Source organism: Streptomyces sp. NL15-2K (assembly GCF_030551255.1).
Classification (GTDB): Bacteria; Actinomycetota; Actinomycetes; order Streptomycetales; family Streptomycetaceae; genus Streptomyces.
In genome coordinates this window covers 6,834,016-6,847,685 of the sequence record NZ_CP130630.1, presented here as the reverse complement: position 1 = coordinate 6,847,685, position 13,670 = coordinate 6,834,016, and the positions used below count along the sequence as shown (strand labels likewise).

Genomic DNA, 13,670 nt, shown 5'->3' with positions numbered 1-13,670 from the left:
TATGACCGAACGCCTCGCGCCCACGGGCCGCGCCGGAGATGCCGGCAGCGCGGACAGCGACCGCCTGCCACCGGCCCGTTTCGCCTACGACCGGCACACCTGGAAGGAGATCGCGCACCTCCTGGCGAACCTTCCGGTGTCGCTGCTCGGATTCATCTACGTCGTGACGGTGCTGTCCACCGGCGCCTTCCTGACCGTGACGGTGATCGGGTTCCCCCTGCTCGCGGCGGGGCTGCTGGGCGCCCGGCAGCTGGGCAAGCTGGAGCGGGCGCGAGCCAGGGGGCTGCTGGGGGTGCGGGTGGACGAGCCGAGTCCGCTGCCGTTGCGCGGCGCGGGCGGGTTCTTCCCACAGCTGTGGATGGGGCTGAAGGACCCGGTGGGCTGGCGCACGGTGTTGTACGAGTTCATCCGGCTGCCCTGGGGGATCCTCACCTTCGCCATCACGCTGACCTCGTTGTTCGTGCTGTGGCCGGTGCTGCCGTTCATAGCGCGGGGCCTGGCCAACGCCGACCGGGCGATGGTGCGCGGGCTGTTGTCGCCCTCCGACGAGTTGGAGCGGCGCATCGCCGAGCTGGAGTCGGACCGGGGGGTGGTGATCGACACGGCCGCCGCCGACCTGCGGCGCATCGAGCGCGATCTGCACGACGGGGCGCAGGCCCGGCTGGTCAGCCTGGCCATGGGGCTGGGCCTGGCCAAGGAGAAGCTGCTGGAGGGCCAGGTCGACGAGAAGGTCGCGGCGGCGATGGTCGAGGAGGCACACGGCGAGGTGAAGCTCGCGCTCCAGGAGCTGCGTGACCTCGCCCGGGGCATCCATCCGGCGGTCCTCACCGACCGCGGCCTGGACGCCGCCCTCTCCTCGGTCGCCTCGCGCTGCACGGTGCCGGTGAAGGTGACCGCCGACCTGGACTCCAGACCGGTGGCGGCCATCGAGGGCATCGCCTACTTCACCGTCTCCGAGCTGCTGCAGAACGTCAGCAAGCACAGCGGGGCGAGGTCCGCGTCGGTCGACGTGTGGCGGTCGGACGACCGGCTGCTCATCCAGGTGCAGGACGACGGGCGCGGCGGCGCGCGCCTGGATGCCGGTACGGGCATGCGGGGCCTCGCCGACCGGCTGGGCGCTGTCGACGGCCTGTTCGTCATCGACTCGCCGCCGGGCGGCCCGACGGTCGTCACGGCGGAGCTGCCGTGGCGGGACCGGACCGACGAGCCGGGCAAAGCGTCGAGCAAGTCGAGCAAGAGGTAGGGAAAACCCCCCGTTCAAAACGCCGACGGACTCCATGGTCCGCGGACCTGCGGCCGAGCAGGGTGGAGGTACGACAGCACAGCCGTACGGCGGTACGACAGCACAGCCGTAGGACGAGGAGAAGGACGACGGCGATGGCCACGGAGTACGGAACGGCGTACGGAACGGCGTACGAAACCGAGTACGGGCGGGACCTGGGGTCCTACGGCGGCCCTGGGGCCCGCGGGGCGGGCGCGGGCGGCGGCGGGCGGTGGCATCGTCTGCCCGCCGGGCTGCGGGCGCCGTTCGAGGCGCGCAGCTGGCGCGAGCTGGCGTACGTGCTGCTGGGTCTGCCGATCAGCGTCCTGCTGTTCACGTATGCCGTCACGATGGTCTCGCTCGGCGCGGGCCTGCTCGTGACCTTCCTCGGGATCCCGGTGCTGGCGGCGGGGCTGGCGGGCTGCCGTGGGTTCGGGGCGCTGGAGCGGGCCCGGGCACGCGGGTTGCTGGGGCTGGAGGTGGGCGCTCCGGAGCCGCTGCGGATGAAGAAGCAGGGCGCGATGGCCTGGATGGGGGCCGTCCTCAAGAGCGGCACGTCGTGGCGGACGCTGCTGTACGCACTGCTGTACCTGCCGTGGTCGGTGTTCTCCTTCGCCGTCGCGGTGACCTTCTGGGCGTTCGGGTGGACGCTGATGACGTATCCGCTGTGGTTCTGGCTCTTCCCGATGTACGGCGGGCAGGGCGGGATCCAGCTGTACGGCGACGAGGGCCACCACGTCTACCTCGACAACCCCTTCGAGATCACCGTGACCGCGCTGGTGGGGGTGCTGTTCACGCTGGTCACGCCGTGGATCGTGCGGGCGCTGACGATGGTGGACCGGCTGATGGTGCACGGGCTGCTCGGTCCGTCGCGGCTGTCGGCGCGGGTGGTGGAGCTGGAGTCGGACCGGGGGGTCGTCGTCGACACCGCGGCGGCCGACCTGCGGCGGATCGAGCGGGATCTCCACGACGGGGCGCAGGCGCGGCTGGTGGCTCTGGCCATGGACCTGGGTCTGGCGAAGGAGAAGCTGACGGAGGATCCGCGGGCGGCCGCGCGGATGGTGGACGAGGCGCACGGCGAGGTGAAGACGGCGTTGCAGGAGCTGCGGGACCTGGCGCGCGGGATACATCCGGCGGTGCTGACGGACCGGGGGCTGGATGCGGCGCTGTCGGCGGTGGCGTCGCGGTGCACGGTGCCGGTGCAGGTGGATGTGGACCTGTCGGCGCGGCCGGTGCCGGCGATCGAGGGGATCGCGTACTTCACGGTGTCGGAGCTGCTGCAGAACATCAGCAAGCACGCGCGGGCTACGTGGGCGGCGGTGGATGTGTGGCGGGTGGACGACCGGCTGATGCTTCAGGTCGCGGACGACGGGGTGGGGGGTGCCGATGTGTCCGCGGGGTCCGGGTTGGCGGGGCTGGCGGAGCGGTTGGACGCGGTGGACGGGATTCTGGTGGTGGATTCGCCGGTGGGTGGCCCTACTCGGGTGACTGCGGAGTTGCCGTGGCGTGGGGGATCGGGGCGGGGCTGAGCGGGAGCGGGGCTGAGCGGGAGCGGGGCTGAGCGGGGTGGTGGTTCTGAGTTTCCTCGCCCCTCTCCTGACTTCCCCCTCCTGACTTCCCCCGATTCCCGCCCCCGCCCGCGCCCGCGCCCCAATGCTGGAATGCTGGACTTGTCGTCCGGTTGGGCGTGGAGTCGGGTGTGGGGGGCCGTAGATCGTGGAGGACAAGGTGCGGGTGGTCATCGCCGAGGATTCGGTGTTGCTGAGGGAGGGCCTGACCCGGCTGCTGACCGACCGTGGGCACGAGGTCGTCGCCGGGGTCGGGGACGGGGAGGCGTTGATCAAGACGATCACCGAGCTGGATGCGCAGGGGGAGCTGCCCGATGTCGTCGTCGCGGACGTGCGGATGCCGCCGACGCACACCGACGAGGGGGTCCGGGCGGCCGTACAGCTGCGCAAGGCGCATCCGGGGCTGGGCGTGCTCGTGCTGTCGCAGTACGTGGAGGAGCGGTATGCCACCGAACTGCTGGCCGGTTCCAGCCACGGAGTCGGCTATCTGCTCAAGGACCGGGTAGCCGAGGTCCGTGAGTTCGTGGACGCGGTGGTGCGGGTGGCCGAGGGGGGCACGGCCCTCGACCCGGAGGTTGTCGCGCAGCTGCTGGGGCGCAGCCGTAAGCAGGACGTGCTCGCGGGACTCACCCCCAGGGAGCGCGAGGTCCTGGGGCTGATGGCCGAGGGGCGGACCAATTCGGCGATCGCGCGGCAGCTGGTGGTCAGTGACGGCGCCGTCGAGAAGCACGTCAGCAACATCTTTCTCAAGCTCGGGCTGTCCCCGAGCGACGGGGACCACAGGCGCGTCCTCGCCGTCCTCACCTATCTGAACTCCTAGCCATCTGACACCCTGCCAGGTGGATCCTGCCAGATGGATCCTGTCCATGAACCACACAGGGCGAGAACCGCAGAAGCTGAGGACAGCGTCCTCAAGGGGGAGCGCCGAGGGGCGAGTAAATCGTGACAAGTCAGGGTGTCGTACCGTCTCAAAACCGTGTCCATCATGCGAATGGCCGCGGGAAGGCGACCCTTACGGTCGTAGGGTTGATCCTGGGAGGGGCTGCGGTAAGGCCGCTCCCAGACAGCCGCCTCGAGGGAGGTCCAGTTCAGTGACCAGCCAGGTCAGTAGCCCAGCGGAGCAGGCCGACGGAACCGTCGTGGGAGAGCAGCGCAAAGCGGCAGGGGCGAAGGACGTCCGCCGCCTCGACCGGGTGATCATTCGTTTCGCGGGCGACTCAGGTGACGGTATGCAGCTCACCGGTGACCGCTTCACCTCGGAGACGGCGTCCTTCGGCAACGACCTGTCGACGCTGCCGAACTTCCCCGCCGAGATTCGTGCCCCCGCCGGCACCCTGCCAGGCGTCTCCTCCTTCCAGCTGCACTTCGCCGACCACGACATCCTCACCCCCGGCGACGCGCCGAACGTCCTGGTCGCGATGAACCCCGCCGCGCTCAAGGCCAACGTCGCCGACCTGCCACGCGGCGCGGAGATCATCGTCAACACGGACGAGTTCACCAAACGGGCGATGCAGAAGGTGGGGTACGACACCTCACCGCTGGAAGACGGCTCCCTCGACGGCTACCACCTCCACCCGGTCCCGCTGACCACCCTGACCGTCGAGGCGCTGAAGGAATTCGACCTCACCCGCAAAGAGGCCGAGCGCAGCAAGAACATGTTCGCGCTCGGCCTTTTGTCATGGATGTACCACCGGCCCACCGAGGGCACGGAAAAGTTCCTGACCTCGAAGTTCGCGAAGAAGCCCGACATCGCGGCGGCCAATATCGCCGCCTTCCGCGCGGGCTGGAACTTCGGCGAGACCACCGAGGACTTCGCCGTCTCCTACGAGGTGGCCCCGGCCGCGACCGCGTTCCCGGTCGGCACCTACAGAAACATCTCCGGGAACCTGGCCCTGTCGTACGGCCTGGTCGCCGCCTCCCGCCAGGCCGACCTGCCGCTGTTCCTGGGGTCGTACCCGATCACCCCGGCCTCGGACATCCTGCACGAGCTGAGCAAGCACAAGAACTTCGGCGTGCGCACCTTCCAGGCCGAGGACGAGATCGCCGGCATCGGCGCCGCGCTCGGCGCGGCCTTCGGCGGCTCCCTCGCGGTGACGACGACGAGTGGCCCGGGTGTGGCCCTGAAGAGCGAGACGATCGGGCTGGCCGTCTCTCTCGAACTGCCCCTGCTGGTGATCGACATCCAGCGCGGCGGCCCGTCCACCGGCCTGCCCACCAAGACCGAGCAGGCGGACCTGCTCCAGGCGATGTTCGGCCGCAACGGCGAGGCACCGGTGCCCATCGTGGCCCCCCGCACCCCGGCCGACTGCTTCGACGCCGCCCTGGAAGCCGCCCGCATCGCCCTCACCTACCGCACCCCGGTGATGCTGCTGAGCGACGGCTATCTGGCCAACGGCTCCGAGCCCTGGCGCATCCCGGAGCTGGACGAGCTGCCGGATCTCACCGTCCAGTTCGCCCAGGGGCCCAACCACACCCTGGACGACGGCACCGAGGTCTTCTGGCCGTACAAACGCGACCCGCAGACCCTCGCCCGCCCCTGGGCGGTCCCGGGCACGCCCGGCCTGGAGCACCGCATCGGCGGCATCGAGAAACAGGACGGCACCGGCAACATCTCCTACGACCCCGCCAACCACGACTTCATGGTCCGCACCCGCCAGGCCAAGATCGACGGCATCGACGTGCCGGACGTGGAGGTCGACGACCCGCACGAGGCGCGGACCCTGGTCCTGGGCTGGGGCTCGACCTACGGACCCATCACGGCGGCGGTACGGCGGCTGCGCACGGCCGGCGAGTCCATCGCGCAGGCTCATCTGCGCCACCTCAACCCCTTCCCGCGGAATCTCGGCGCGGTCCTGAAGCGTTACGACAAAGTGGTGATCCCCGAGATGAACCTCGGCCAGCTCGCCACGCTCGTCAGGGCGAAGTACTTGGTGGACGCCCACTCGTACAACCAGGTCAACGGCATGCCGTTCAAGGCCCAGCAGCTCGCCACGGCTCTGAAGGAGGCCATCGATGGCTGAGACGTCCACGGAAGGCACGGGCACGATCGAGGCGCTTTCACTCGTTCCCAAGGCCGAGGCCAAGCAGTCCATGAAGGACTTCAAGTCCGACCAGGAAGTGCGCTGGTGCCCCGGCTGCGGTGACTACGCGATCCTCGCCGCGGTCCAGGGCTTCATGCCCGAGCTCGGCCTGGCCAAGGAGAACATCGTCTTCGTCTCCGGCATCGGCTGCTCCTCCCGCTTCCCGTACTACATGAACACGTACGGAATGCACTCCATCCACGGCCGTGCGCCCGCCATCGCGACCGGCCTGGCCTCCAGCAGACGCGACCTCAGCGTGTGGGTGGTAACGGGCGACGGCGACGCCCTCTCCATCGGCGGCAACCACCTCATCCACGCCCTGCGCCGCAACGTCAACCTGAAGATCCTGCTGTTCAACAACCGGATCTACGGCCTCACCAAGGGCCAGTACTCCCCGACCTCCGAGGTCGGCAAGATCACCAAGTCCACGCCGATGGGCTCGCTGGACGCTCCCTTCAACCCGGTGTCGCTGGCGATCGGCGCGGAGGCCTCCTTCGTGGCGCGGACCATCGACTCCGACCGCAAGCACCTGACGGAGGTGCTGCGGCAGGCCGCCGCCCACCCGGGCACCGCCCTGATCGAGATCTACCAGAACTGCAACATCTTCAACGACGGCGCCTTCGACGCCCTCAAGGACAAGCAACAGGCCGAGGAAGCGGTGATCCGCCTCGAACACGGACAGCCCATCCGCTTCGGCACCGACAACGCACGCGGGGTCGTACGGGACCCGGCCACCGGTGACCTGACGGTCGTCACGGTGACCCCCGAGAACGAGGACCGGATCCTGGTCCACGACGCCCACGCGACGTCCTCGACGACCGCCTTCGCCCTGTCCCGGCTGGCCGACCCGGACACGCTGCACCACACCCCCATCGGGGTGCTGCGGTCCGTGGAGCGCCCGGTCTACGACACCCAGATGGCCGACCAGCTCGACACGGCCGTCGAGCAGAACGGCAAGGGAGACCTGGCGGCGCTGCTGGCGGGCGGCGACACCTGGACGGTCGTCGGCTGAGCAGGCCGTACGTCAGCGGTTCACGAGGCCCGGGCCTGCGACGCCCGGGCCTCGTCGTATGCCCGGCGCGCGCTCTCCACGTCGTCCATGCGCTTCTCCGTCCACATCGCCAGCGCGCGCACCTGCTCGGCGGACTCGCGGCCCAGCTCGGTGAGGGAGTAGTCCACGCGCGGCGGGATCACTGGCTTGGCGTCGCGGTGCACCAGACCGTCGCGCTCCAGGGTCTGGAGCGTCTGGGTGAGCATCTTCTCGCTGACCCTGCCGATCGCCCTGCGCAGTTCGCTGAAGCGGTGCGGGCGCTCCAGGAGCTGGATCTGCACGAGGACGCCCCAGCGGCTGGTGACGTGCTCCAGGATCAAGCGGTGCGGGCACATCTCTTCACTGTCACTGCCCCAGTTACTTACTGCCATACCAGTAACTTACCTCAAAGTGGGTACTTTCGCATAGTTAGCGCAGCCCCTACGGTTAGTGGTCAGACGCACCCCACAAGGAGTACTGATCACATGAGCATCGTCGTCACCGGAGCCACCGGCCACCTCGGCCGGCACGTCGTGGAACAGCTTCTGGAGAAGGTTCCGGCCGACCAGATCACCGCGGTCGTCCGCAATGCCGAGAAGGCCGCCGACTTCGCGGCCCGCGGCGTGAAGATCGCCCTCGCCGACTACAACGCCCCCGCCTCCTTCGACGGCCTGTTCTCGGCCGGCGACAAGGTACTGCTCATCTCCGGCAGCGAGATCGGCAACGACCGTGTCGGCCAGCACAAGGCCGTCATCAACGCCGCCAAGGCGGCCGGCGTGGCGCTCCTCGCCTACACCAGCGTCATCGAGAGCATGACCGCCTCCCTGGCCGACGACCACCGGGGCACCGAGGAGGCGCTGCTCGCCTCCGGCCTGCCGTATGTGCTGCTGCGCAACGGCTGGTACCACGAGAACTACACCGAGAACCTCGCCCCGGTGCTGCAGTACAACGCCGTCACCCAGGCCGCCGGCGAGGGCCGGGTCTCCTCCGCCTCGCGCGCCGACTACGCCGCGGCGGCCGTCGCCGTGCTGACCGGTGAGGGACACGAGAACAAGGCGTACGAGCTGGGCGGCGACGAGGCCTGGAACTTCGCCGAGTTCGCGGCCGAGCTCAGCAGGCAGACCGGCAAGGAGATCGGCTACAACTCGGTCTCCGTGGAGGCCTACACCGGCATCCTGACCGGCGCCGGCCTGCCCGAGCCGCTCGCCGCGACCATCGCGGGCGTGGACGCCTCCGTCGAGAAGGGTGAGCTGGTCGTCTCCAGCGGCGACCTCTCCCGCCTGATCGGCCGCCCGACGAGCCCGATCGCCGACTCGATAGCGACCGCACTCAAGGGCTGAAGCGCCCGCGCACACAGCGCGACGAACAGCCGGACCCGCGCCCGGGGCCGTACTCCCCCCTCAGGGCCTCGGGCGCACCACCCCCGCCTGTCATGACCGTATGTCGATACGGGCATGACAGGCGGGAGCGTTCGGCGTTACCTTCGTGCAGGCGAGGCGGACGTGAGAGGGAGGGGCCCGTGACCGGGACGTCGAAGGGCGAGCGGCACATAGGTCTGCTGAACGGCTTCGCGGCGTACGGGATGTGGGGCCTGGTCCCTCTCTTCTGGCCCCTGCTGAAGCCCGCCGGAGCGGCCGAGATCCTCGCCCACCGGATGGCGTGGTCCCTCGTCTTCGTCGCCGTCGCGCTCGTCGTCGTGCGGCGCTGGGCATGGGCCGGCGAACTGCTGCGGCAGCCGCGCAGGCTCGGCCTCGTCGCCGTGGCCGCGGCCGTCATCACCGTGAACTGGGGCCTGTACATCTGGTCCGTGAACTCCGGTCACGTCGTCGAGGCCTCGCTCGGCTACTTCATCAACCCGCTGGTCACCATCGCGATGGGCGTGCTGCTCCTGAAGGAGCGGCTGCGGCCCGTGCAGTGGACGGCGGTCGGGATCGGCTTCGCGGCCGTGCTCGTGCTGACCATCGGGTACGGGCAGCCGCCGTGGATCTCCCTCACCCTCGCCTTCTCCTTCGCCACCTACGGCCTGGTGAAGAAGAAGGTCAACCTGGGCGGCGTGGAGTCGCTGACCGCCGAGACCGCGATCCAGTTCCTGCCCGCGCTCGGCTACCTGCTGTGGCTGGGCGCGCACGGCGAGGCCACCTTCGCCACCGAGGGCCCGGGACACGCGGCCCTGCTCGCCGCTACCGGCGTCGTCACCGCGCTGCCCCTCGTCTGCTTCGGCGCGGCCGCGATCCGCGTGCCCCTGTCCACGCTGGGGCTGCTGCAGTACCTGGCCCCGGTGTTCCAGTTCCTGCTCGGCATCTTCTACTTCGACGAGGCCATGCCGCCCGAGCGCTGGGCCGGGTTCGCGCTGGTCTGGCTGGCGCTGACCCTGCTCACCTGGGACGCCCTGCGCACCGCGCGCCGGGCCGCCCGCACGCTCAGGGCCGAGACCACCAGGCCCAGCACCACCATGACGACGGGCACGGTGAGCGCCGCACGGAACGCGGAGAGCGTCGCCTCCGGACCCGATCCGGTCGACGCCAAGCCGTAGACGGCCGTCACCGCCGAGATCCCGACCGCCGAGCCGAACTGCGTGGCCGTGGTCAGCAACCCGCTCGCCAGCCCCTGCTCGGACTCCGCCACCCCGTCCGTCGCGGCGATCGTCAGCGGCCCGTACGCCAGCGCGAAGGCCGTGCCCGCGATGAACAGCGTCGGGAACATCGCCAGGTACGGCCAGTCCATGCCGACCGGCAGGAACAGCCCGTAGGCGACGACCGCGAGAGCGAAGCCGCCGACGATCACGCGGGCGTTGCCGTAGCGGGTGACCAGCTTCGGGGTGAGGGTCGGGGCCAGCACCGCGTCGCAGCCCATGATCACCAGGGCGATCGCCGTCTGGAGGGACGACCAGCCGCGCAGCTCCTGCAAGTACAGGGTCACCATGAACTGGAAGCCGAAGAAGGCGCCGACGAACAGCAGCGCCCCCAGATCGGCACGCACGACCGGGCCCTTGCGCAGGATGCCGAGCCGCACCAGCGGGGCGTCCGTGCGCCGCTCGACGGCTACGAAGACGGCGGCCAGCAGCAGCGCCGCGAGGGCCGACGCCGCGGTCAACTGCCAGCCGTCCAGACCGTGTTCGAGGCGTACGACGGCGTAGGCGGCCAGCAGCATGGCCCCGGCGGCGGTGAGCGCACCGGGGAGGTCGAACGTGCGCCGGTCCGGGGCCGGCACCTCCCGCTGACGCGGAATCAGCCGTACGGCCGCCAGGAGCAGCGCGCCCGCCATCAGTACGGGCGCGAAGAACACCCAGCGCCAGCCGAGCTCGGTGAGCAGGCCGCCGACGACGAGCCCGAGCGAGAAACCGCCGGCCGCCGTACCGGCGAACACCAGCAGAGCCTTCTCGCGCTGCCGGCCCTCCTCGTACGACGTGGTGATCAGGGACAGCGCGGCCGGCGTCATGAACGCGGAGGAAACCCCGGTCACGAAGCGGGCGACGACCAGCATCCAGCCCTCGGTCGCGAAGCCGCCGAGCCCCGAGAAGAGCAGGAACACCGTCAGCCACAGCAGGAACATCCGGCGGCGGCCGAGCAGGTCCGCGGCCCGGCCGCCGAGCAGGGTGAATCCGGCGTAGCCGAGGACGTAGGCGCTCATCACCCAGGCCGCGGTGCCGGTCGTCAGCCCGAGATCGGATCTGATCGACGGGATCGCGACCGCCATCATCGCGACGTCGATGCCCTCCAGGAAGATCGTTCCGCAGAGGACGAGTAACAGCGCCCAAGCGCGCGTGCCCATGGCAGCACTCCACATGTAGAGATCGGAGCGGTTACGGGACTGAGGGTCGGTTCCCTCTTGTAACCGCCTCCACCCTGCGGCAGCATCAAGAGACTATGGAAGAGGGCACTTTGAAGTCACCGAGTTATTGCGCGGGCACCGACGCCGTGGACTACGGCGACACCGACCCCTTCCAGTGGGACACCCGGGAGGACTGCCAGGTGCGGCAGATCCTCGACCGGGTGGCCGACAAGTGGTCGCTGCTCGTCATCGCGCTGCTGGAGAACCGGCGGCTGCGGTTCACGGAGCTGCGCCGGGAGATCGACGGCATCAGCCAGCGGATGCTGACCGTGACGCTGCGCTCGCTGGAGCGGGACGGGCTGGTGAAGCGGACGGTGCATCCGGTGGTGCCGCCGAAGGTGGAGTACGAACTGACGCCGCTGGGCGGCACGTTGCACGCCACGATCCGGTCCCTGGTGACGTGGACCGAGGCGCACCAGGAGGAGATCGCGGCGGCGCGGTCGGCATACGACCGAGGTGGGGCCGAAGCCGTTTAGTGCCCATCGCACAGTTCCGCGAACTTCCGGGTGACGAGTGGGTATTGCTCCTACAGTGGAGCCCCACCGGACGGCGGGGACGGGGGCGGGAGTGGTCGCGTGGCGGCGGATGCTGCGGCGGAGCGCCGCGCGGTAGAGGCGCGGATCGCCGGGGAGTTGGCGCGGATGGCCGACCCGGCCGGAGTCCCGCCCGCGTATGTGCGGCGGCACGCCGTGGAGCACGCGGCGGCGGGCGGAGTTCTGGACGAGCGGTTCCTGTCGTGGGAGTTCCTGCCGTACGTGGACGCCGGCCGGTTGCGAGCGGTGTCCGCCGCGGGGACGTTCGACGCGCTGTCGCTGGAAAGGCGCGGACGGGATCTGCTGGGGGTGTGGCGGCAGGCGGCACACGCCTGGGAGTGGGACAGCCCGCGGGGCAATGCGACCACGCTGTGGGCGTATGCCCGCTGTGCCGGTCTGCCGGGCCTTCCCGAGACCTCCGGCGGGTGGCGCATGCGCTGGGTGGACTGGCCGCTGGAGCACGGCGAACGTGTCACCGGAACCGTCGGCCCGGCCACGGTGGCGGTGCTGCCCGACGGCCGCGCCCTCGTCGTCACGGGCGACATCGTCGGTGACAACCCCACGGTGCGCGTGTGGGACCTGGCAACGGGTCTGGAAGTCGGCGAACCCCTGACCGGCCACGCCGACGGCATCAACGCCGTGGCCGCTCTGACGCTCCCCGACGGCCGCGCCCTCGCCGTCACCGGCAGCGACGACAAGACGGTCCGGATGTGGGACCTGGCGACGGGCCAGCCGGTGGGTGAACCCCTGACCGGCCACACCGGCCCCGTCACCGCGGTGAGCGCCCTCCTCCTGCCCGACGGCCGCGCCCTCGCCGTCACCGGCGGCGACGACACGACGGTCCGGATGTGGGACATCCCGTCCGGCCACCCCGTCGGCCCGCCCCTGACCGGGCACACCGGCGGGGTGAGAGCCATGGCCGCAATGGTGCTGCCCGACGGCCGCGCCCTCGCCGTCACCGGCGGCAACGACACGACGGTCCGGATGTGGGACCTCGTATCGGGCCGGCCCGTCGGCCAACCCCTCACCGGGCACACCTCCCGCGTCACCGCGGCAGGCGCCTTCACCCTGCCCGACGGTCGCACTCTCACCGTCACCGGCAGCGACGACAAGACTCTGCGGCTCTGGGACATCCCGTCCGGCCGCCCGGCCGGCCCGCCCCTGACCGGGCACCGCTCATCGATCGCGGCGGTGACCGGGGTGGCGATGCCGGACGGCCGCGCCATCGCCGTCTCCGGTGACGACAACGGTGAGGTGCGCGTCTGGGACATATCCACCAGCCCGCCGACCAGCCAAGTCGTGTCCCGCGTCAGCGGGCTGCTGTCGGTGACCGATGTGATGCTGCCCGACGGCCGCACGCTGGCCGTCGCCGGCGGCCTGGACGTACGGGTGTGGGACCTGGCATCGGGCGGGGCGCTCGACGGACCTGCGAACGATCCCGCCGGCATGGTCAACTCGGTCGCCGCCCTCGCCCTTCCCGACGGCCGGATCCTGGCCCTCACCAGCAGGGAAGGGGAAGACACGGTTCAGGTGCGGGACGCCGCGACGGGCCAGTCGGTCGGACAGCCCCTGACCGGCTACAGCGGCCCGGTCAACGCGACCACCGCCCTGGTCCTGCCGGGCGGCCGCATCCTCGTCATCACCGACGCCGACGACACGGCCGCATACGTGTGGGACCTGGACACGGGCGAACGCAGTTCCCTGAGGGGCCACACCGGTTGGGTCAACACGGTGGCCGCCCTGTCCACCCCCGACGGCCGTGCCCTCGCCGTCACCGGCAGCGAGGACACGACGGTCCGGGTGTGGGACCTGGCGACGAGCCGGCCGGTGGGGGAACCCCTGACCGGCCACACCGACCCCGTCACCGCGGTGAGCGCCCTGCTCCTGCCCGACGACCGCGTTCTCGTCATCTCCGGCGACGACGACACGGTACTGACATGGGACCTCGCGACAGGCAGACCCGTCGGCGCCCCCTTGTCCGGTCTTGAACGGAGGTTCCTCACATCTCTGTCCGCCGCGGTGCTCCCGGACGGCCGCGCCTTCGCCGTCACCGGCCACGGCCGGGACGCCCTGGTGTGGGACCCCCTGACGGGTGAAGCGATCGCGGACCCCCTCACCGGCCACACCAGCTGGGTGACCACGACCGCCGCGACCGTGCTGCCCGACGGCCGCGCCCTCGCCGTCACCGGCAGCGTCGACGGTGAGATACGGGTGTGGGACCTGGCCGCGCGCCGAACCCTGGGCGAAGTGCTGCGTGTTCCGGGACTGATGGGGGTGATGGCGGCGGTCGAGACGGGCCCGGAACTCACCGTGCTCGTCGGCGGGGGTGGCCTGTTGATGGCGTCGTTGCGCCTGGACGCGTGAGCG

10 protein-coding genes and 1 pseudogene are annotated in these 13,670 nt (G+C 70.5%); 9 read left to right on the top strand and 2 right to left on the bottom strand.

All coding sequences use genetic code 11. The annotated features are described in order from the left end of the window. Nucleotide 1 precedes the first annotated feature (1 nt). The 5 genes from Q4V64_RS30925 to Q4V64_RS30905 all read left to right on the top strand — a co-directional run bounded on the left by Q4V64_RS30925 (nt 2) and on the right by Q4V64_RS30905 (nt 6,921). On the top strand, nt 2-1,243 hold the full coding sequence (locus Q4V64_RS30925) for a sensor histidine kinase (RefSeq protein WP_124439947.1): 1,242 nt from the start codon (nt 2-4) through the stop codon (nt 1,241-1,243). A gap of 134 nt (nt 1,244-1,377) precedes the next feature. After that, nucleotides 1,378-2,790 carry a sensor histidine kinase gene (locus tag Q4V64_RS30920; RefSeq protein WP_303712872.1) on the top strand — a complete coding sequence of 471 codons (1,413 nt, stop codon included), beginning with the start codon at nt 1,378-1,380 and terminating at the stop codon, nt 2,788-2,790. 199 nt (nt 2,791-2,989) lie between these two features. Next, nucleotides 2,990-3,649, top strand: coding sequence for a response regulator transcription factor (locus Q4V64_RS30915; protein ID WP_301184517.1), 660 nt, complete (start codon nt 2,990-2,992; stop codon nt 3,647-3,649). Between the two features lie 271 nt (nt 3,650-3,920). Continuing rightward, a complete protein-coding gene (locus Q4V64_RS30910) occupies nt 3,921-5,849 on the top strand; it encodes a 2-oxoacid:acceptor oxidoreductase subunit alpha (RefSeq protein ID WP_124439950.1) in 1,929 nt (642 codons plus the stop codon). After that, nucleotides 5,842-6,921, top strand: a complete 1,080-nt coding sequence (locus Q4V64_RS30905) for a 2-oxoacid:ferredoxin oxidoreductase subunit beta (protein ID WP_124439951.1) — start codon at nt 5,842-5,844, stop codon at nt 6,919-6,921. Before Q4V64_RS30910 ends, Q4V64_RS30905 begins: the two co-directional genes overlap by 8 nt. 20 nt (nt 6,922-6,941) lie before the next feature. Here Q4V64_RS30905 and Q4V64_RS30900 read toward each other — a convergent pair whose 3' ends face one another. Further along, nucleotides 6,942-7,331: a helix-turn-helix domain-containing protein gene (locus tag Q4V64_RS30900; protein WP_124439952.1), complete on the bottom strand. Its 390-nt coding sequence runs from the start codon at nt 7,329-7,331 to the stop codon at nt 6,942-6,944. Nucleotides 7,332-7,424: 93 nt separating this feature from the next. On the opposite strand from Q4V64_RS30900, the gene Q4V64_RS30895 reads away from it, so the two are divergent. After that, a complete protein-coding gene (locus Q4V64_RS30895; protein WP_124439953.1) occupies nt 7,425-8,279 on the top strand; it encodes an SDR family oxidoreductase in 855 nt (284 codons plus the stop codon). Nucleotides 8,280-8,458: 179 nt separating this feature from the next. Further along, nucleotides 8,459-9,472, top strand: a complete 1,014-nt coding sequence (rarD, locus tag Q4V64_RS30890) for an EamA family transporter RarD (protein ID WP_124439954.1) — start codon at nt 8,459-8,461, stop codon at nt 9,470-9,472. A gap of 80 nt (nt 9,473-9,552) precedes the next feature. Here the strand turns inward: rarD and Q4V64_RS30885 are convergent. Then, nucleotides 9,553-10,635, bottom strand: a pseudogene (locus Q4V64_RS30885) (MFS transporter); the annotation flags it as partial. Between the two features lie 170 nt (nt 10,636-10,805). Between Q4V64_RS30885 and Q4V64_RS30880 the strand changes: the two are divergent. Together Q4V64_RS30880 and Q4V64_RS30875 are read left to right on the top strand one after the other, a co-directional pair. After that, nucleotides 10,806-11,246 (top strand): helix-turn-helix domain-containing protein, encoded by a 441-nt coding sequence (locus Q4V64_RS30880; RefSeq protein ID WP_124439955.1) that lies wholly within the window; start codon nt 10,806-10,808, stop codon nt 11,244-11,246. A gap of 99 nt (nt 11,247-11,345) precedes the next feature. Beyond that, nucleotides 11,346-13,667 carry a WD40 repeat domain-containing protein gene (locus Q4V64_RS30875; protein WP_124439956.1) on the top strand — a complete coding sequence of 774 codons (2,322 nt, stop codon included), beginning with the start codon at nt 11,346-11,348 and terminating at the stop codon, nt 13,665-13,667. Nucleotides 13,668-13,670 lie beyond the last annotated feature (3 nt).

Bases quoted from the DNA above. Each gene is read 5' to 3' on its own strand.
- Q4V64_RS30905 (WP_124439951.1), top strand. From the start codon at position 5,842: ATGGCTGAGACGTCCACGGAAGGCACGGGCACGATCGAGGCGCTTTCA.
- Q4V64_RS30900 (WP_124439952.1), bottom strand. From the start codon at position 7,331: ATGGCAGTAAGTAACTGGGGCAGTGACAGTGAAGAGATGTGCCCGCAC.
- Q4V64_RS30920 (WP_303712872.1), top strand. From the start codon at position 1,378: ATGGCCACGGAGTACGGAACGGCGTACGGAACGGCGTACGAAACCGAG.
- Q4V64_RS30925 (WP_124439947.1), top strand. From the start codon at position 2: ATGACCGAACGCCTCGCGCCCACGGGCCGCGCCGGAGATGCCGGCAGC.
- Q4V64_RS30880 (WP_124439955.1), top strand. From the start codon at position 10,806: ATGGAAGAGGGCACTTTGAAGTCACCGAGTTATTGCGCGGGCACCGAC.
- Q4V64_RS30895 (WP_124439953.1), top strand. From the start codon at position 7,425: ATGAGCATCGTCGTCACCGGAGCCACCGGCCACCTCGGCCGGCACGTC.